This is a genomic window from Variovorax sp. WDL1 (assembly GCF_001541225.1).
Taxonomy (GTDB): Bacteria; Pseudomonadota; Gammaproteobacteria; order Burkholderiales; family Burkholderiaceae_C; genus Variovorax.
In genome coordinates, this window is the sequence record NZ_LMTS01000327.1 from 92,399 (window position 1) to 110,051 (window position 17,653).

A 17,653-nucleotide genomic window follows, 5' to 3' on the forward strand; every position below is an offset into this window, starting at 1 on the left:
ATGGAGGCACGAAAGCAATATGTCCAGTACCACTGTCGCCGAGTTCGCGAACGAGCTCAAGAAGACGCCCGAAACCCTGCTTGACCAGCTCAAGAGCGCGGGTGTGCCCAAGGCCGCCGTCACCGACGCGCTCACCGAGGCTGACAAGCAGCGCCTGCTCGGCTTCCTGAAGGCCAGCCATGGCACGGTCGAGCCCGAGCGCAAGAAGATCACGCTGACCAAGAAATCGACCACCGAGATCAAGCAGGCCGACGCCACCGGCCGTGCGCGCACGATCCAGGTCGAAGTGCGCAAGAAGCGCACGTTCATCCAGCGCGACGAGGGACACACGGCCACGCCCGAGCCGGTGAAGGGGGCGGTCGAAGCTCCCATGCCCCCCGCTGCCGAGCCCGCTGCGCCGCGCGTCGACGAGGCAGAACTCGCGCGCCGCGAGGAAGAGGCGCGCCGTCAGGCGGAGCTGATCCGCCGCCAGGAGGAAGAGCTGGTCGAGAAGCGCCGCCTGCGCGAGGAAGCCGAGGCACGCGAGCGCGAGAAGGCCGAGCGTGCCGAACAGGCCGAGCAGCAGGCCCGCGCCGCGCGTGCGAAGGCGGCCGCGGAAAAGGCTGCCGCCGCCGTGACCGAAGGCGCGCCCGAAGCGCCCGAGGAAGCCCCGGCCGTGGCCGACCGCAAGGCCGCTGCAGAAGCCGCTGCCGCCCAGGTCAAGGAAGACGCCAAGGCCAAGGCGGCCGCCGAATCGAAGGCCCGCGCCGACGAGGAGGCCGCGCGCGCCAAGGACCTCGACGAGCGGCGCCGCAAGGCGCTGGCCGAGGCGGAAGCCATTCGCGCCATGATGAATGCGCCGGCACGCGTGCTCGTGCCGCACAAGGCGCCCGAGAAGGTGGCGGCGGAAGCCAAGGCCGCAGGAGTCAAGGGCACGCTGCACAAGCCGACTGCCCCGGCAGCACGTCCGGGGGCGCCGGCCGCACCCGGGACCACGGCGCCCGGTGCAGGCAAGGAAGTCAAATCGGCCAAGCTCTCCTCGAGCTGGGCCGGCGACACCGCCAAGAAGAAGGAAATCAAGACCCGCGGCGATGCCAGCGGCGGCGTCGGACGCGGCAACTGGCGCGGAGGCCCGCGCGGGCGTCGCGGCAATGACCGTGGCGGCCAGGAAGAGCGCGTGCAGGCCGCGCCGGTCGAGGCACGCATCATCGAAGTGCACGTGCCCGAGACCATCACGGTCTCTGAGTTGGCGCACAAGATGGCAGTGAAGGCCTCGGAGGTCATCAAGCAGCTGATGAAGCTGGGTCAGATGGCCACCATCAACCAGTCGCTGGACCAGGACACGGCGATGATCATCGTCGAGGAAATGGGCCACAACGCGGTCGTGGCTGCCCTGGACGATCCGGAAGCCTTCACCGACGAGGACGTGTCGGCGCAGTTGGCCGAAGCGCTGCCGCGCGCACCGGTCGTGACCGTCATGGGCCACGTCGACCACGGCAAGACCTCGCTGCTGGACTACATCCGCCGCACCAAGGTCGCGGCGGGCGAGGCCGGCGGCATCACGCAGCACATCGGCGCCTACCACGTGCAGACTGAACGCGGCATGGTGTCCTTCCTGGATACTCCGGGCCACGAGGCGTTCACCGCCATGCGGGCCCGCGGCGCGCAGGCGACCGACATCGTGATCCTGGTGGTGGCAGCGGACGACGGCGTCATGCCCCAGACCAAGGAAGCCATCAGCCACGCCAAGGCCGCCAAGGTGCCGATCGTGGTGGCGATCAACAAGATCGACAAGCCCGATGCCAACCTGGACCGCGTCAAGCAGGAACTGGTGGCCGAGCAAGTGGTGCCCGAGGAATACGGCGGCGACACCCCCTTCGTGTCGGTGTCCGCCAAGACCGGTCAGGGCGTGGACGATCTGCTGGAGCAGGTGCTGCTGCAGGCCGAGGTGCTGGAGCTCAAGGCGCCGGTCGATGCCGCCGCCAAGGGCCTGGTGATCGAAGCGCAGCTGGACAAGGGCCGCGGCCCGGTCGCGACCGTGCTGGTTCAATCCGGCACACTCAAGATCGGCGACGTGGTGTTGGCCGGCTCGACCTACGGCCGCGTGCGCGCCATGCTGGACGAGGACGGCAAGCCCACCAAGGAGGCCGGCCCTTCGATCCCGGTGGAGATCCAGGGCCTGACCGAGGTTCCGCAGGCCGGCGACGAGTTCATGGTGATGAGCGACGAGCGCCGTGCGCGCGAGATCGCGACCTACCGCGCGGGCAAGTTCCGCAACACCAAGCTGGCCAAGCAGCAGGCGGCCAAGTTCGAGAACGTGTTCTCCGAGATGGGCGCCGGCGAGGTCAAGACGCTGCCGATCATCATCAAGGCCGACGTCCAGGGCTCGCAGGAAGCCCTCGCGCAGTCGCTGCTCAAGCTCTCGACCGACGAGGTCAAGGTGCAGGTGGTGTATGCGGCGGTGGGCGGCATCAGCGAGTCGGACATCAACCTCGCGATCGCCTCCAAGGCCACGGTGATCGGCTTCAACGTGCGCGCCGATGCCGGCGCGCGCCGCCTGGCCGAGGGCAACAATGTCAGCATCAGCTACTACAGCATCATCTATGACGCTGTAGACGAGCTGAAGACGGCCATGGCCGGCATGCTGGCGCCGGAGCGCCGCGAAGAGATCATCGGCTCGGCCGAGATCCGCACCGTGTTCGTGGCCTCCAAGATCGGCACCGTCGCCGGCTGCTACGTCACCTCGGGCTACGTTACCCGCAACGCGCATTTCCGCCTGCTGCGCGACAACGTGGTCGTCTATACCGGCGAGCTCGAGTCGCTCAAGCGGATGAAGGACGACGTGCGCGAGGTGCGCGAAGGCTTCGAGTGCGGTATCAAGCTCAAGAACTACAACGACATCAAGGAAGGTGATCAGCTGGAGTTCTTCGAGATCAAGGAGATCGCGCGGACGCTGTAGGCGTCACCAAGGCGTCACGATCCTGGCCATGCCTAAGAGAAAAGCCGCAACCCCCAATCGCGCCTTCAAGGTGGCCGATCAGATCCAGCGCGATCTGACGGAGCTGATCGCGCGCGAGCTGAAGGATCCGCGGGTGGGCATGGTCACGATCCAGGCGGTCGAAGTCACGCCCGACTACGCGCATGCGAAGGTCTTCTTCAGCCTGCTGGTGGGCGACCCGGTGGAGACCACCGAGGCGCTCAACCAGGCGGCTGGTTTCCTGCGCAACGGCCTCTTCAAGCGGCTGCACATCCACACGGTCCCCACGCTGCACTTCCAGTTCGACCGCACCACCGAGCGCGCCGCCGACATGAATGCGCTGATCGCGCAGGCCGTCGCTTCCCGTTCAAAAGACGACTAGGCATGAACGCGCCACGCACACGGGTGCAGCGGCGCCCTGTGCACGGGGTGCTTCTGCTCGACAAGCCGCTTGGCCTGTCCAGCAACCAGGCCTTGCAGAAGGCCAAGTGGCTGCTGCGCGCCGAGAAGGCAGGCCACACGGGCACGCTCGATCCGCTCGCGAGCGGCGTGCTGCCGCTGTGCTTCGGCGCGGCGACCAAGTTCAGCCAGTTGCATCTGGACGCGGACAAGACCTACGAGGCGACCGCGCGGCTCGGCATCCGGACGTCCACCGGCGACGCCGAGGGCGAAGTCATCGACCAGCGGCCCGTTGCCCTCACGCCCGCGGATCTGGATCGGGTCCAGGTGCAGTTCACCGGCCCGATTCGCCAGGTGCCGCCGATGCACAGTGCCCTCAAGAAGGACGGCAAGGCGCTCTACGAGTATGCGCGCGAGGGTATCGAGGTCGAGCGCGCGGCGCGCGATGTCGTGATCCACGCGCTGGCGCTCAGCCAGTTGTCGGCGCATGAGATCCGGATCCGGGCCAGCGTGAGCAAGGGTACCTACATCCGCACCCTCGGCGAAGACATCGGCGAGGCGCTCGGCTGCGGCGCCCATCTCACCGCGCTGCGCCGCACGGCCACCGGCGATTTCGAGGCCTCCCGATGCGTGACGCTGGAAGCACTGGAAGCCATGAGCGAAGAAGAGCGCCTCGCCCAGCTGCTGCCCGTCGAGTCGCTCGTAGCCGGCCATACGAGCGTCATGCTGCCGGCAGAAGATGCAGCACGTTTTCTGTCCGGCCTGCGCCGCCGCGGCGGCTGGCCCGATGCCGCGGAGGTCGCCGTCTTCGGCTGCACGCCGCGCGCGTTCCTCGGCACCGCCCATGTGAAGGCCGGCGAACTCATCCCGGGGCGCTTGCTGAACCCCCTCGAAATCCAGCAGACACTTTTGACCGAAGCCATACCATGAGCACCAACCAGATCCGAAACATCGCCATCATTGCCCACGTGGACCACGGCAAGACCACGATGGTCGACCAGCTGCTTCGCCAGTCAGGCACCTTTGCCGCGCACGAGAAAGTGGTAGACACCGTGATGGACAACAACGCGATCGAGAAAGAGCGCGGTATCACGATCCTCGCCAAGAACTGCGCCGTGACCTGGAAGGGCATGCACATCAATATCGTGGACACCCCTGGCCACGCAGACTTCGGCGGCGAGGTGGAGCGCGCGCTCAGCATGGTGGACGGCGTGGTGCTGCTGATCGACGCCCAGGAAGGCCCGATGCCCCAGACTCGCTTCGTCACCAAGAAGGCGTTGGCGCTGGGGCTCAAGCCGATCCTGGTGGTGAACAAGGTCGACAAGCCGGGCGCTCGCCCAGACCACGTGGTCAATGCCGCCTTCGACTTGTTCGACAAGCTGGGTGCCACGGACGAGCAGCTGGACTTCCCCGTGGTCTACGCCTCGGGCATCAACGGCTGGTCGTCGCTGGAAGAGGGCGCACCGGGCGAGCAGTGGGGGCCCGACATGTCGGCCCTGTTCGACACCATCCTCGAGCACGTGCCGGCCCATGCGGGCGATCCTGATGCGCCGCTGCAGCTGCAGATCTCGGCGATCGACTTCTCGACTTTCGTGGGCCGCATCGGCGTCGGGCGCATCAACGCCGGCACCATCCGCCCGATGATGGACGTGGTGGTAATGGAAGGGCCCGACGGCAAGTCCTTCAAGGGCCGGGTCAACCAGGTGCTGACCTTCCAGGGGCTGGAGCGCGTGCAGGCCACCGAAGCCGGCCCGGGCGAGATCGTGCTGATCAACGGCATTGCCGACATCGGCATCGGCGTGACCGTTACCGATCCCGCCAACCCGGCGCCGCTGCCCATGCTCAAGGTCGACGAGCCGACGCTGACGATGAACTTCTGCGTCAACACCAGCCCCCTGGCCGGCCGTGAAGGCAAGTTCGTCACCAGCCGCCAGATCTGGGACCGCCTGCAGAAGGAGCTGCAGCACAACGTGGCGCTGCGCGTCAAAGAGACCGACGAGGAAGGCGTGTTCGAAGTCATGGGCCGCGGCGAGCTGCACCTGACCATCCTGCTGGAGAACATGCGGCGCGAAGGCTACGAGCTGGCGGTGTCGAAGCCACGCGTTGTGTTCCGCGACATCGATGGCGTGCGGTACGAACCGATCGAGATGGTGACCGCCGACATCGAGGACCAGCACCAGGGCGGCGTGATGCAGGCGCTGGGCGAGCGCAAGGGCGAGCTGGTCAACATGGAGCCGGACGGCCGTGGCCGCGTGCGACTCGAATACCGCATCCCGGCGCGCGGCCTGATCGGCTTCACCAACGAGTTCCTGAACCTGACGCGCGGCTCGGGCCTGATCTCGAACATCTTCGACAGCTACGAGCCGCACAAGGGCGAGATCGGCAGCCGCAAGAATGGCGTGCTGATCTCGATGGACGACGGCGAGATCTTCACCTACGCGCTGGGCAAGCTGGACGACCGCGGCCGCATGTTCGTACGGGCGAACGACCCGGTGTACGAAGGCATGATCGTCGGCATCCACAGCCGCGACAACGACCTCGTGGTCAACGCCACGCGCACCAAGCAGCTCACCAACTTCCGGGTCTCGGGCAAGGAGGATGCGATCAAGATCACACCGCCGATCGACCTGACGCTGGAGTACGGCGTGGAGTTCATCGAGGACGACGAGCTGGTCGAGATCACGCCCAAGAGCGTGCGCCTTCGCAAGCGCCACCTGAAGGAACATGAGCGCAAGCGCGCCAGCCGCGAAACCGCGATCTAGGGCTGTGCTCACCCACGGCCGCGCCGTCTGGCTGATGGTCGCCGTGACCCTCATGTGGGCCACGGCAGGCGTGGTCACGCGCCACCTCGAGCACGCGCGCAGCTTCGAGATCACTTTCTGGCGCAGCTTCTTTACGCTCGCGGCCCTGCTCGTGATCCTGCCTGCCTGGCGGGGCAGGGGCGTGCTGGCGAAGACTCTTACCGGCGGCCGGGCGCTCTGGATCTCCGGCGTTTGCTGGTGCGTGATGTTCACCGCCTTCATGGTGGCACTCACACTCACGAGCGTGGCCAATGTGCTCGTCACGATGGCGCTCGGACCGCTGTTGACCGCGCTCGCTGCCCGGATCTTCATCGGCCATCGGCTGCCAGCGCGAACCTGGGGCGCCATTGTGGTGGCCGGGCTGGGTATCGGCTGGATGTACGGAACCCAGCTCGACGGGGGCATGCTGGCCGGCACGCTGGTGGCGCTGTGCGTCCCGCTCGCCGGCGCCTGCAACTGGACCGTGGTGCAGCATGCCCATGCGAAGGGGCACGACGTGGACCTGGTGCCCTCGGTGCTGGTGGGGGCCGCGATGTCCTCGCTGCTGACGTTGCCGCTGGCCTGGCCCTTCCAGGCCAACGCGCACGACATCGGTTTGCTGGCCTTCCTGGGTTTGTTCCAGCTCGCGATTCCCTGCGTGCTCTCCGTGCTTTGCGCGCGGGTGCTGAAGGCGCCCGAGGTGGCCTTGCTGGCGCTGCTGGAGATCATCTTCGGCATCGCCCTGGCCTGGGTCGGCGCTGGCGAAGCGCCCGCGCCGAGCGTAATGGTGGGTGGCGCGCTTGTGATGGGAGCCCTGGTGTTCAACGAGTGGCTCGGCCTGCGCGGCCGGCGTGCGGCGGCCTTAGCCGTTCCCGGAACCCATTAGCATCCGTGCTTCCACCGATTTCGCGCCCGGTGCGGGCGCGTTCAAGACTTTCCATCCAATGAGGGAGATAGCGATGCGACTTTTCGCCATCCTGCTGGCCGCCGCGGCGGCTGCGGCATCCATGGGGGCTGCGGCCCAAGTCTCGGTCAACATCAACGTGCCTGGCCTGATCACGATCGCGCCGCCGGCGCCCCGCTACGAGGTCGTGCCGGCACCGCGCGCCGGTTTCGTCTGGGTGCCGGGCAACTGGCACTGGCGGCAGAACGCCTACGACTGGCGCCCGGGGTATTGGGAGCGCTCGCGGCGGGATTATGTCTATGCACCGGGACGCTGGGTGCGTGCGGATGGGGGATGGCGCTGGGCCGAGCCCAACTGGCGCCGCGCCGAGCGGCGTGCGCAGCGGCGGGACCGCGACGATGATCACCACGAGCACCGTGGCCGTCATGGCGATCGCGGCCATGATGACGACCGCCACGGTGGCTATCACTGCCCGCCGGGTCAGGCCAAGAAGGGGCGCTGCTGAGGCAGCGCCTCCCAGTCCGATCAGGGCCGCGCGACCTTCCAGACGTTGTTGACCCCGTCGCCCGTCTTGTCGCCGGCCTTCGCGTCCTTGGTCCAGTAGTAGAGCGGCCAGCCCTTGTAGGCCCACTGGCGCTTGCCGTCGTCGCGCATGACGATGGTGTAGGCGCCCATCGGCTTGGCCGTGTCGGCTGCAAGCAGGGGCGGCCAGTTGGTCGCGCAGGGCCCGTTGCAGGCGGACTTGCCGCTGCCGGCAGCGTCGCGGGCGAAGGTGTACAGCGTCATGCCGGTCGGCCCGATCAGCACGCCGTCGGCGGTGCGGGTCGGAGTGTCCGGCGCCGAGGCCATCCTGGACATGCCGCCGCAGCCGGCGAGCAGGGCAGCCGCGAGAATCGAGGCGCTGAGCAGTTTCATGATGAAGTTTTCTCCTTGTTGAACAAACACACCAAACAGGCCGACGCAGCTGGCGTTCCGGCCTTCCATCAAAGCTGGCGGTAAACGGCGCCGGCCAGGCTCAGCAGCACCTCGCGCGGCAGGTTGCCCGTCAGCGCATAGCCGAAGCCCTGGTCGACCCAATAGAAGCTCGATACCGGCCCCTCGGCCGAGTAGCGGAAGGCTGTTTCTCCCGGCTGCGGCGGTCGCGCCGCAGCGGCCTCCACGCTCCCGATATAGAGCGTCAGGCGCTCGCCGTCGCCCCGCTCGAACATGAACTGTGCCCGCGCGCCCGGGACACCGGGCAGCAGACGACCGCCGACAAGCGCGTAGCCCTGGGCCGACAGGTCTGGCACCTTGAGCGGCTTGTCCAGCCGCTTCGAGAGCCATTGCACCAGATGCTGCTGCTCGGCCGCGGCAACCTCGACGGGGTGGCGCGTCTCGGGCGTGTAGACCCGGTGGGCCACCGCGGCGGCATGTACGAACTCGCGCGTCGGCGGCGCCTTGGCCAGCAAGGCCTGGCGCTGGGTCGTCCATTCCAGGCTGCCCAGCCAGCCGGCGCCGAAGGCGATCAGCAGGCCCGCCGCGATGCCGCTCCAGCGGATCCAGCGCGCATGCTGATCCTGGCGCGCCGCAACCATTTCCGCGGCTGCCAGCAGGGAAGGCGGGATGGGCTCGTCCAGCACCTCGCCGTGCAGCCGTCGCAGCGCATCGCGTTGGGCCCGCCAGGCGGGCTGGTCGGTGTCGGGGGGCGAGGAGGGAGTCGGCTTCATGACACTGCGCTTCACTTGAGGCGGCGCAGCCCGGGGCGGCCGGCTGCCGGCGGCGGGGCGCCTTCCATCAGTTCCTGCAGGCGCACGCGCGCCCGCGCCAGGCGTGACATGACGGTGCCGAGCGGAACGTTCAGCACCCTGGACAGTTGGGCGTACGACATGTCTTCGAGCGCCACCAGCAGCAGTGCGGCGCGCTGCTCCTCGGGCAGGAGGAGCAGGCAGCGCTGCAGGTCTATGGCGCGGTCGCGCGCGCCCCCCGCGCCGGGCAATTGCGCGGCAATCTCGTCGATGTCGACCACGGCGCGCGGCGGAGCGCGCCGCATCTGGCTAGCAAACACGTTGTGCATGATGGTGAACAGCCACGCTCGCAGGTCGCTGCCGACGATCCACAGCTGCCATTTGCGGCAGGCGCGTTCCAGCGTGTCCTGGACCAGGTCATCGGCCGCCCAGGCGTCGCCGGTCAGCGCGCGTGCGTAGCGCCTGAGGCTGGGGATATGGTCGATGAGTGCGCGGGAATCCATTGCTGCATGAACGCCGGAAGAGCGCAGCTTATTCCCAGCGCCGCGAAAAAAACATCAGCCGTGTCCGGCGGCTCGCAGTACCCGCGGCTTGATGGCCTTGGCCGGGTTTCCCCCATAGACGGTCCAGGCTTCCAGCGAACGGAAGGCCACGCCGCGCGCGCCCAGTACCGCGCCTTCACCCACCTCCACGCCCGGCCCGACGAAGGCTTCGGCTGCAATCCAGGCACCGGCGCCGATCACGATCGGGCTGGCCGTCAACTGGAATGTGGCCGAGGCGATGTCATGACTGCCGGCACAAAGATGCGCGCCCTGCGACACCAGTGCGGCACGGCCCAGCGTGATCGGCGCCATGTTGTAGCAATTGACCCGCTCGGCCAGGAGGGCGCGATCCGCGAGGTGGAGGTGGGGCGGATACCAGACCCGCGCGCTGCCGCGCACGTCGCTGGCCTCGCCCAGCTTCGCGCCGAAGAGCTTGAGCAGGAAGCGGCGCCAGAAGCGCATCTGTGGTGGCGTCCAGGAGGCCAGCAGCGCCCAGCTCACGTTCCAGGCTGCGCGCAGCAGTCGGTTGCGCAGCGAGAAGCTCGGGCCGCCCTCCAGGGGATTGGTTCGCTGGGCATCGAGAGGTTGGGCGGCCATGGCGTCGTTCCTTCTTGGGCCTGTTGTTAACGGTGGCGGCTCTTCATCGCGCGCTCGACCTCGCGCTTGCCTTCGCGGTCCTTGATGGTGTCGCGCTTGTCATGCTCGGCCTTGCCCTTGGCCAGCGCGATCTCGCATTTCACCTTGCCGGCCTTCCAGTGCAGGTTGAGCGGGACCAGCGTGTAGCCCTTCTGCTCGACCTTGCCGACCAGGCGGCGGATTTGCTCCTTGTGCAGCAACAGCTTCTTGGTGCGCACCGAGTCCGGGTTGATGTGCGTCGAAGCGGATTTCAGCGGATTGATCTGGCAGCCGATGACGAACAGCTCCCCGTCCCGGATCACGACATAGCCGTCGGTCAGCTGCACCTTGCCCTCGCGCAGCGACTTGACCTCCCACCCTTCCAGCACCATGCCGGCCTCGAAGCGTTCTTCGAAGAAATAGTTGTACGCGGCCTTCTTGTTGTCGGCGATCCGGGAGGAGGTGTCTTGTTTTTTGGTGGCCATGGCTTCGTCAGGTGGGGGCGCATGGCATCCACACAACGGTCAACGCACACACCGTGCGATTCTATGAAATGAACCGCGCTCGGGATGGTCCGTGCCGAATCCGCGTCGCGAGGCGCCGATGGGCCTGCGCGGCGGCCCTTCATACAATCGAACGCCGCCCCCCATTCGATTTCATGAAAGCAGTCCACAAGTCCATCCTGATCTGGTACAGCGCCCAGGAGATGTACAGCCTGGTCACCGACGTGGCGAAGTATCCCGAGTTCCTTCCCTGGTGCGACAAGGCCCGCGTGATCGAGCAGGACCAAGCGGGCATGACGGCAGAGGTCGGCCTGGCCTTCAGCGGCTTTCATCACAGCTTCACCACCCGCAACACCCATGTGCCGGGCCGCGAGGTGCATCTGCGGCTGGTCGACGGCCCCTTTTCCAATCTCGACGGCGTCTGGAAATTCACTCCCGTGGGCGAGGAGGGCGAGCGCGCCTGCCGTGTCGAGCTGAACCTCAGCTACGGCTTCAGCAACTTCGCTCTGCAGGCGCTGGTCGGGCCGGTGTTCGACAAGATCGCCTCCAACCTCGTGGAAGCTTTCGTCAAGCGCGCCGAGCACATCTACGGCCAGAACTGATGCTCCAGGTGACGCTCGCGTATTCGCCGGCCCCGCGCGAGGTGTTCGAAGAGGAACTCGGCGTGGCCGAAGGCACCACAGTGCGCGATGTGGTGCAGGCGAGCAGTCTGGCCGCGCGCTACCCGCAGCTCGACTGGCAGGGCATGACGCCCGGCATCTGGGGCCGCGCCGTGGAATGGGAGCAGCCCGTGCACGCGCTGGATCGCATCGAGCTCTGCCGCCCGCTGACGGTCGATCCCAAGATCGCGCGACGGGAGCGCTTCCGGCAACAGGGGGCGCGGGGGACGGGACTCTTCGCACGCCGGCGCAAGGGCGGCAAGGCAGGGTACTGAGGGTCGTTCGACTACTTGCAGTCGCTGTCGATCAGCGACTGAAGTCGCTGCGACTCCGCGGCGCGCATCTTGTCGTCCATGATCTCGCGCTCGCCCTGGGCATTCAGGCGGGCGACGCGGATGCCGCTGTCCATCGCGGCCTTGCCTTCACGCGCGCGCTTGCAGTTTTCGGTCTTGGCCTGGGCCACCTTCTGCGCCTCCGCGGCCTGCCGGGCCTTCTCCGCTTCCTCGGCCTTGCGAGTCTTTTCCTCGAGTTCCTTGTCCACGCCCGTGGGCTTGGGACTGCTCGCCGGGCGCGGCGCGGCTGCCGGCGCGGCGGCAGCCTGGACGCTGCCTGCGTCCGGCGCGGCAGCGGGAGCAGGACTGAAGCTGAGGCGAGAGGAAGCGGGGCCGGGGCGGCGAAGGATGTTCTTGTCGGGGATGTCGGGGGGCGGCGCCTGGTCGCTGAAGACCTTCTTGTTGTTCTGGTCGACCCATTGCCACTGGGCCTGAACGGCCGTCGCCCCGAGAAGGCAGGCCGATCCGAGTATGAGCAGGTGCGCGAGCTTCATGGGGTGGCAGTTTAGCCGTGCCTTACGTTTTGCAACGTCTTACGTTGCCGTTTTCCATGTTTTGCGAGGCATTTGGCCAACATTCCCGATGCGCCCGCACGCCGACCGGGCATGGCGCCATCGTTACAATCCGTCTTTTGGAGCTTCACCCATGCGCCTTCTCGGCAAAGCGCTCACCTTCGACGACGTGTTGCTGGTGCCAGCCTTCTCCCAGGTCCTGCCCAAGGACACCTCCCTCGCCACCAAACTCTCCCGCAACATCACGCTGAACCTGCCGCTGGTCTCCGCGGCGATGGACACCGTGACAGAGGCCCGCCTCGCGATCGCCATCGCGCAGGAGGGTGGCATCGGGATCGTGCACAAGAACCTCACTCCCGCCGAGCAGGCTGCTCACGTGGCCAAGGTCAAGCGCTACGAATCGGGCGTGCTGCGCGACCCGGTGGTGATCACGCCTACCCACACCGTGCTGCAGGTGTTGCAGTTGTCGGAAGAACTGGGCATCTCCGGCTTTCCGGTAGTCGACGGCGGCAAGGTGGTCGGCATCGTGACTGGCCGCGACCTGCGCTTCGAGAGCCGCTACGACGTGCCGGTGAGCGAGATCATGACGCCGCGCGAGAAGCTGATCACCGTGCCCGACGGCACCACGCTGAGCGAGGCGAAGGCGCTGCTCAACAAGCACAAGCTCGAGCGCCTGCTCGTGATCAACAACGCCTGGGAGCTCAAGGGCCTGATCACCGTCAAGGACATCACCAAGCAGACCAGCTTTCCCAATGCCGCGCGCGACGCGAGCGGCCGGCTGCGCGTGGGCGCTGCTGTCGGCGTGGGCGAGGGCACCGAGGAGCGGGTCGAGGCGCTGGTCAAGGCTGGCGTCGATGCGATCGTGGTCGACACCGCCCACGGCCACAGCGCGGGGGTCATCGAGCGCGTGCGCTGGGTCAAGAAGAACTACCCGCAGGTCGATGTGATCGGCGGCAACATCGCCACCGGCGACGCCGCGCGCGCGCTGGCCGATGCGGGCGCGGATGCCGTCAAGGTCGGCATCGGCCCCGGCTCCATCTGCACCACGCGCATCGTGGCCGGCGTCGGCGTGCCGCAGATCATGGCAGTGGACAACGTCGCGACCGCGCTGCAGGGCAGCGGCATCCCGCTGATCGCCGACGGTGGCATCCGCTATTCAGGCGACATCGCAAAGGCCATCGCGGCCGGTGCCAGCACAGTGATGATGGGCGGCATGTTCGCCGGCACCGAAGAGGCGCCTGGCGAAATCGTGCTGTTCCAGGGCCGCAGCTACAAGAGCTATCGCGGCATGGGCTCCATCGGCGCCATGCAGCAGGGCAGCGCCGACCGCTATTTCCAGGAAGCGACCACCGGCAACCCCAATGCCGACAAGCTGGTACCCGAGGGCATCGAAGGCCGCGTGCCCTACAAGGGCTCGATGGTCTCTATCGTCTACCAGATGTCCGGCGGCTTGCGCGCCAGCATGGGCTACTGCGGCTGCGCCACCATCGAAGAAATGAAGACCAAGGCCGAGTTCGTCGAGATCACCACCGCCGGCATCCGCGAGAGCCACGTGCACGACGTGCAGATCACCAAGGAAGCGCCGAACTACCGGGCGGAATAAGACTCGCCCATGCAACACCAGAAAATCCTCATCCTCGACTTCGGCTCCCAGGTCACGCAGCTGATCGCCCGGCGCGTGCGCGAGGCGCACGTGTACTCCGAAGTCCATCCCTGCGACGTCAGTGACGAATGGGTGCGTGAATACGCGAAGGACGGCACGCTCAAGGGCGTGATCCTCTCCGGCAGCCACGCCAGCGTCTACGAGGAGACGACCGACAAGGCACCGCAGGCGGTGTTCGAGCTGGGTGTGCCGGTGCTGGGCATCTGCTACGGCATGCAGACCATGGCGCACCAGCTGGGCGGCAAGGTCGAGGGCGGGCACAAGCGCGAGTTCGGCTTCGCGGCAGTGCGTGCGCGCGGCCACACCGAGCTCCTGCGCGACATCGCCGATTTCAATACCGACGAAGGGCACGGCATGCTCAACGTCTGGATGAGCCATGGCGACAAGGTCACCGAGCTGCCGCCGGGCTTCAAGCTCATGGCCTCCACCGAGAGCTGCCCCATCGCCGGCATGGCCGACGAGGAACGGCATTTCTATGCGCTGCAGTTCCACCCCGAGGTCACGCACACGCAGCAGGGCAAGGCGATCCTCGAGCGATTCGTTCTTGGCATCTGCGGCGTCAAGCCCGACTGGGTGATGCGCGACCACATCGCCGAGGCCGTGGAGGCGATCCGCAAGCAGGTGGGCGAGGAGGAGGTGATCCTCGGCCTGTCCGGCGGCGTCGACTCCTCGGTGGCTGCGGCGCTGATCCACCGCGCCATCGGCGACCAGCTCACCTGCGTGTTCGTCGACCACGGCCTGCTGCGCCTCGACGAGGGCGACATGGTGATGGACATGTTCGTCGGCAAGCTCCACGCCAAGGTGATCCGCGTCGATGCGAGCGAGCTCTTCCTCGGCAAGCTGGCCGGCGTCAGCGACCCGGAGGCCAAGCGCAAGATCATCGGCGGCGAGTTCGTCACTGTCTTCAAGCAGGAGGCTGCCAAGCTCACCAGTGCCGGGGCCAAGGGTGCCAAGTGGCTGGCGCAGGGCACCATCTACCCCGATGTGATCGAGTCCGGCGGTGCCAAGAGCAAGAAGGCCGTCACCATCAAGAGCCATCACAACGTGGGCGGCCTGCCCGAGCAGCTGGGCCTGAAGCTGCTGGAGCCGCTGCGCGACCTGTTCAAGGACGAGGTGCGCGAGCTGGGCGTGGCCCTCGGCCTGCCGCCCGAGATGGTGTATCGCCATCCCTTCCCGGGCCCCGGCCTGGGCGTGCGCATCCTCGGCGAGGTGAAGAAGGAGTACGCCGACCTGCTGCGCCGGGCCGATGCGATCTTCATCGAGGAGCTGCGCAACTTCAAGGACCCGTCGTCCGGCAAGAGCTGGTACGACCTGACCAGCCAGGCCTTCACCGTCTTCCTGCCCGTCAAGAGCGTGGGCGTGATGGGCGACGGCCGTACCTACGACTACGTGGTTGCATTGCGCGCGGTGCAGACCAGCGACTTCATGACCGCCGACTGGGCCGAGCTGCCCTACGCGCTGCTCAAGAAGGTGTCGGGGCGCATCATCAACGAGGTGCGCGGGATCAACCGGGTGACCTACGACGTGTCGAGCAAGCCGCCGGCGACGATCGAGTGGGAATGAATTGACGTCCTTCGGGGACTGTCGTCAGGTACTGGGGGGGCCCAGCTAGCGACTTCGTAGCTGTATTTCAGATATTTGAGGCATATCTGTTCTTCAGCAATCTTGCGCTTATCCGAATCCCGGGGATTCGACATGCCGGATCTGGCGCGACTTGCCGAACCATTGCGGGTCCTGGCGCGTCAGGACCTGCGACGATTCGACGTCCGGGCGCAGCATGTAGGCGTCAGCACGGGGGACAAGCGGAGAGCAATTCGGCAGCCTGCGCATCCTCAGCCAATCAGATCCTCCATTTTCAACGGCAGCCGGCGAAGTCTCGTGCCAGTCGCGTGGAACACCGCGTTCACGATGGCCGGTGCCACGCCTATCATCGCGACCTCGCCGAGTCCCTTGACGCCCAGCGCGTTGAGCCGCGTGTCGGGCTTGTCGACGAAATCGACCTCGATGCGCCCGATGTCTGCCGCGACCGGCATCACGTATTCCGCCAGGTCGGCGTTGAGAAAGCCGCCGTAGCGCGGGTCGACCTCGCTGACTTCGCGCAGTGCGGCGCCGACGCCCCAGACAACGCCGCCTTCGACCTGGCTGCGCGCCGTGCGCGGGCTCGCGACCGTACCGCAGTCAACCACGCTGACCACGCGCGGCACGCGAATGCGGCGCGTAGTCGGCTCGATACGCACCTCGACGAAATGCGCGATGAAGCTGAAGCTGACGAAGTCCGGATAGACAGGCCCCGCGGCGGCTGGTAGTCCGCCGGTCAGGCGGCCGAACACCTGCTCGGGTTGGCCGGGCGCACGACGGCGGCTCTCGGCCTCGGCAAACGGCCGGCCTGAGGCGCGCAGCAGCGCGAGTGCGGTGACGCCGCTTTCACCGGCCGTGCTGCCCGCGTGCCTCCTCAGGTCTTCCATCAGCCGCTGCGAGGCTTCCAGCACCGGCGGCAGCGCCGTAGCCGTGCCCCATGACCCCGCCGTCAGATGCTGCGGCGCTGCGCGCGTGTCGCCGAGCGCGATCTCGACTGCCGCCGCCGGCGCCCCAAGTGCGCGCGCCACCGTCACGGCAATTGCCGTGCGTATGCCTTGCCCCATTTCATGCCCGCCGACCGCCACGCCTACCGTGCCGTCGGTGTTGAGCCGCACGGTCGCGATGGCCGGCGCCATGGCCGCCTTGTAGATGCCGATCGCCACGCCCCAGCCAACCAGGCTGCCGTCCGGCGTGCGCATCGAGCCAGGTGTCATCGTCCGTCGTGCCCAGCCGAAGGTCTCGCTGCCCTTGATCAAGCACTCGGCGACATGGCGCGAGGAAAATGGCTTTCCGGTGAGCGGGTCGGCCGCGGCATCGTTGGCGAGCCTGAAAGCCACCGGGTCGCGGCCGAGCGCATAGGCCATCTCGTCAATGGCGCTCTCGAAGGCAAAGGCCGCCGGGTGCTCGGACGGTGCGCGCATGTAGCCCGGCGTCTGCACGTCGGTGCGCACCAGCCGCTCGCGGCCCTGGTAGTTGCCGATGCCGTAGAGACGCGACGTGATCTCGGTGCCGAACGAGGGGAACAGGTCGTGCCGCGAGGTCTGCTGGTCGATCTCGTGGACCGCTGCGACGAGCCGGCCGTCGCGGTCTGCGCCGAGCCGCACGCGGTGTCGGCTCGCGGGGCGGAAGCTGGCGTTGTGGAAGAGCTGCGCGCGCGTCATCACCAGCTTCACCGGCCGTTGCAGCGACCGCGCCGCAATGGCGACCAGCACAGTGTGCGACTGCAGCGAGTTCTTCTGTCCGAAGCCTCCGCCCAATGTGGGCGACAGCACACGCACCTTCGCCGGCTCGATGCCCAACTGCCTTGCGAGGCCGTGGCGCACGGCTTCGGCGTTCTGCGTCGGCTCGCGGATGGTGAGAACGCCGTCGTTCCACTCGGCCACGGTCGCGATGATCTCCATCGGGTTCTGGTGCTGGGGGGGCAGCGTGTAGCGCTGGTCCACGGTTACGGCGGCGCCGGCAAGCGCGCCCTCCGGATCGCCTACGCGCCGGTCGGCGAACATGGGCTGCGGCAGCACCGCGGTCTGCGCGAGTGGCTCGGCATCGGGCGCATCGACGGTCGCGACGAACGGGATCGAGTCGTACGTCACCACCACCAGGGCGGCGGCCTCGCGCGCTGCTTCGAGCGTGTCGGCCACCACCATCGCGACGCTCTGGCCGCGGTAGGCGATCTGGGCCGAACGCAGGGGATAGAAGCTTTGGAAGCCGAAGCCGCCACCCATCAGGAAACCGCCGGCGCCAAACGTGCCGACGTTCTCGTGCGTGAGCACGCTGCGCACGCCGCGCACACGTTGTGCCGCCGAGCTGTCGATGCGCGTGACGGTGCCGCGCGCAATGCGCGAAGGCACCAGTACGGCATGCAGCAGGCCGGGGCGCGCATCGTCGGCCGCATAGCGCGTGGCGCCGCGCACCTTGTCGCGGGCATCGACGCGCTCGGTACCGGTGCGCGGCGCGTACCTGTTTGTCTTGATCGTGGGGTTCGCCAT

At 67.4% G+C, this 17,653-nt stretch carries 17 protein-coding genes; 10 read left to right on the top strand and 7 right to left on the bottom strand.

Annotated elements, in window-relative coordinates:
• Positions 1 to 19: 19 nt before the first annotated feature.
• The 6 genes from infB to APY03_RS37460 all read left to right on the top strand — a co-directional run bounded on the left by infB (position 20) and on the right by APY03_RS37460 (position 7,544).
• Positions 20 to 2,938: a translation initiation factor IF-2 gene (gene infB / locus APY03_RS37435; protein WP_068685506.1), complete on the top strand. Its 2,919-nt coding sequence runs from the start codon at positions 20 to 22 to the stop codon at positions 2,936 to 2,938.
• Between the two features lie 28 nt (positions 2,939 to 2,966).
• On the top strand, positions 2,967 to 3,338 hold the full coding sequence (gene rbfA / locus APY03_RS37440) for a 30S ribosome-binding factor RbfA (RefSeq protein ID WP_068685509.1): 372 nt from the start codon (positions 2,967 to 2,969) through the stop codon (positions 3,336 to 3,338).
• A gap of 2 nt (positions 3,339 to 3,340) precedes the next feature.
• The gene (truB, locus tag APY03_RS37445; RefSeq protein WP_068685515.1) at positions 3,341 to 4,285 is read left to right on the top strand and encodes a tRNA pseudouridine(55) synthase TruB; all 945 of its coding nucleotides are present in this window, start codon (positions 3,341 to 3,343) and stop codon (positions 4,283 to 4,285) included.
• Positions 4,282 to 6,117, top strand: coding sequence for a translational GTPase TypA (gene typA, locus APY03_RS37450; RefSeq protein ID WP_068685517.1), 1,836 nt, complete (start codon positions 4,282 to 4,284; stop codon positions 6,115 to 6,117). The genes truB and typA overlap by 4 nt, the downstream gene beginning before the upstream one ends.
• Before the next feature lie 34 nt (positions 6,118 to 6,151).
• The gene (locus tag APY03_RS37455) at positions 6,152 to 7,021 is read left to right on the top strand and encodes a DMT family transporter (RefSeq protein ID WP_174262805.1); all 870 of its coding nucleotides are present in this window, start codon (positions 6,152 to 6,154) and stop codon (positions 7,019 to 7,021) included.
• A gap of 73 nt (positions 7,022 to 7,094) precedes the next feature.
• Positions 7,095 to 7,544, top strand: coding sequence for a YXWGXW repeat-containing protein (locus APY03_RS37460; RefSeq protein WP_068685519.1), 450 nt, complete (start codon positions 7,095 to 7,097; stop codon positions 7,542 to 7,544).
• Between the two features lie 20 nt (positions 7,545 to 7,564).
• Here the strand turns inward: APY03_RS37460 and APY03_RS37465 are convergent, their stop codons facing one another.
• The 5 genes from APY03_RS37465 to smpB all read right to left on the bottom strand — a co-directional run bounded on the left by APY03_RS37465 (position 7,565) and on the right by smpB (position 10,405).
• Complete coding sequence (locus APY03_RS37465) at positions 7,565 to 7,954, bottom strand: COG4315 family predicted lipoprotein (protein WP_068685520.1); 390 nt, start codon at positions 7,952 to 7,954, stop codon at positions 7,565 to 7,567.
• 68 nt (positions 7,955 to 8,022) lie between these two features.
• Positions 8,023 to 8,745 (bottom strand): anti-sigma factor family protein, encoded by a 723-nt coding sequence (locus APY03_RS37470; protein WP_068685521.1) that lies wholly within the window; start codon positions 8,743 to 8,745, stop codon positions 8,023 to 8,025.
• An 11-nt stretch (positions 8,746 to 8,756) separates the two neighbouring features.
• Complete coding sequence (locus tag APY03_RS37475; protein WP_068685523.1) at positions 8,757 to 9,266, bottom strand: sigma-70 family RNA polymerase sigma factor; 510 nt, start codon at positions 9,264 to 9,266, stop codon at positions 8,757 to 8,759.
• A gap of 54 nt (positions 9,267 to 9,320) precedes the next feature.
• Complete coding sequence (locus APY03_RS37480; RefSeq protein WP_068685525.1) at positions 9,321 to 9,902, bottom strand: acetyltransferase; 582 nt, start codon at positions 9,900 to 9,902, stop codon at positions 9,321 to 9,323.
• A gap of 26 nt (positions 9,903 to 9,928) precedes the next feature.
• On the bottom strand, positions 9,929 to 10,405 hold the full coding sequence (gene smpB, locus APY03_RS37485; protein WP_068685526.1) for an SsrA-binding protein SmpB: 477 nt from the start codon (positions 10,403 to 10,405) through the stop codon (positions 9,929 to 9,931).
• Between the two features lie 173 nt (positions 10,406 to 10,578).
• On the opposite strand from smpB, the gene APY03_RS37490 reads away from it, so the two are divergent.
• Complete coding sequence (locus APY03_RS37490) at positions 10,579 to 11,025, top strand: type II toxin-antitoxin system RatA family toxin (RefSeq protein WP_068685527.1); 447 nt, start codon at positions 10,579 to 10,581, stop codon at positions 11,023 to 11,025.
• A complete protein-coding gene (locus APY03_RS37495) occupies positions 11,025 to 11,357 on the top strand; it encodes an RnfH family protein (RefSeq protein ID WP_068685528.1) in 333 nt (110 codons plus the stop codon). The genes APY03_RS37490 and APY03_RS37495 overlap by 1 nt, the downstream gene beginning before the upstream one ends.
• Positions 11,358 to 11,368: 11 nt before the next feature.
• On the opposite strand, the gene APY03_RS37500 is transcribed toward APY03_RS37495, so the two are convergent.
• Entirely contained in the window at positions 11,369 to 11,908 is a 540-nt protein-coding gene (locus APY03_RS37500) for a DUF4124 domain-containing protein (protein WP_068685529.1), read from the bottom strand.
• A gap of 151 nt (positions 11,909 to 12,059) precedes the next feature.
• Between APY03_RS37500 and guaB the strand changes: the two genes are divergently transcribed.
• Positions 12,060 to 13,529, top strand: coding sequence for an IMP dehydrogenase (guaB, locus tag APY03_RS37505; RefSeq protein ID WP_068685531.1), 1,470 nt, complete (start codon positions 12,060 to 12,062; stop codon positions 13,527 to 13,529).
• 9 nt (positions 13,530 to 13,538) lie between these two features.
• Positions 13,539 to 15,152, top strand: a complete 1,614-nt coding sequence (gene guaA, locus APY03_RS37510) for a glutamine-hydrolyzing GMP synthase (protein WP_068685533.1) — start codon at positions 13,539 to 13,541, stop codon at positions 15,150 to 15,152.
• Positions 15,153 to 15,421: 269 nt separating this feature from the next.
• Here guaA and APY03_RS37515 read toward each other — a convergent pair whose 3' ends face one another.
• Entirely contained in the window at positions 15,422 to 17,653 is a 2,232-nt protein-coding gene (locus tag APY03_RS37515) for a xanthine dehydrogenase family protein molybdopterin-binding subunit (protein WP_068685535.1), read from the bottom strand.

What these genes read in the sequence shown, in the direction of transcription:
- infB (WP_068685506.1), top strand. Translation starts at nt 20, where the DNA reads ATGTCCAGTACCACTGTCGCCGAGTTCGCGAACGAGCTCAAGAAGACG.
- rbfA (WP_068685509.1), top strand. Translation starts at nt 2,967, where the DNA reads ATGCCTAAGAGAAAAGCCGCAACCCCCAATCGCGCCTTCAAGGTGGCC.
- truB (WP_068685515.1), top strand. Translation starts at nt 3,341, where the DNA reads ATGAACGCGCCACGCACACGGGTGCAGCGGCGCCCTGTGCACGGGGTG.
- typA (WP_068685517.1), top strand. Translation starts at nt 4,282, where the DNA reads ATGAGCACCAACCAGATCCGAAACATCGCCATCATTGCCCACGTGGAC.
- APY03_RS37455 (WP_174262805.1), top strand. Translation starts at nt 6,152, where the DNA reads ATGGTCGCCGTGACCCTCATGTGGGCCACGGCAGGCGTGGTCACGCGC.
- APY03_RS37460 (WP_068685519.1), top strand. Translation starts at nt 7,095, where the DNA reads ATGCGACTTTTCGCCATCCTGCTGGCCGCCGCGGCGGCTGCGGCATCC.
- APY03_RS37465 (WP_068685520.1), bottom strand. Translation starts at nt 7,954, where the DNA reads ATGAAACTGCTCAGCGCCTCGATTCTCGCGGCTGCCCTGCTCGCCGGC.
- APY03_RS37470 (WP_068685521.1), bottom strand. Translation starts at nt 8,745, where the DNA reads ATGAAGCCGACTCCCTCCTCGCCCCCCGACACCGACCAGCCCGCCTGG.
- APY03_RS37475 (WP_068685523.1), bottom strand. Translation starts at nt 9,266, where the DNA reads ATGGATTCCCGCGCACTCATCGACCATATCCCCAGCCTCAGGCGCTAC.
- APY03_RS37480 (WP_068685525.1), bottom strand. Translation starts at nt 9,902, where the DNA reads ATGGCCGCCCAACCTCTCGATGCCCAGCGAACCAATCCCCTGGAGGGC.
- smpB (WP_068685526.1), bottom strand. Translation starts at nt 10,405, where the DNA reads ATGGCCACCAAAAAACAAGACACCTCCTCCCGGATCGCCGACAACAAG.
- APY03_RS37490 (WP_068685527.1), top strand. Translation starts at nt 10,579, where the DNA reads ATGAAAGCAGTCCACAAGTCCATCCTGATCTGGTACAGCGCCCAGGAG.
- APY03_RS37495 (WP_068685528.1), top strand. Translation starts at nt 11,025, where the DNA reads ATGCTCCAGGTGACGCTCGCGTATTCGCCGGCCCCGCGCGAGGTGTTC.
- APY03_RS37500 (WP_068685529.1), bottom strand. Translation starts at nt 11,908, where the DNA reads ATGAAGCTCGCGCACCTGCTCATACTCGGATCGGCCTGCCTTCTCGGG.
- guaB (WP_068685531.1), top strand. Translation starts at nt 12,060, where the DNA reads ATGCGCCTTCTCGGCAAAGCGCTCACCTTCGACGACGTGTTGCTGGTG.
- guaA (WP_068685533.1), top strand. Translation starts at nt 13,539, where the DNA reads ATGCAACACCAGAAAATCCTCATCCTCGACTTCGGCTCCCAGGTCACG.
- APY03_RS37515 (WP_068685535.1), bottom strand. Translation starts at nt 17,653, where the DNA reads ATGGCGAACCCCACGATCAAGACAAACAGGTACGCGCCGCGCACCGGT.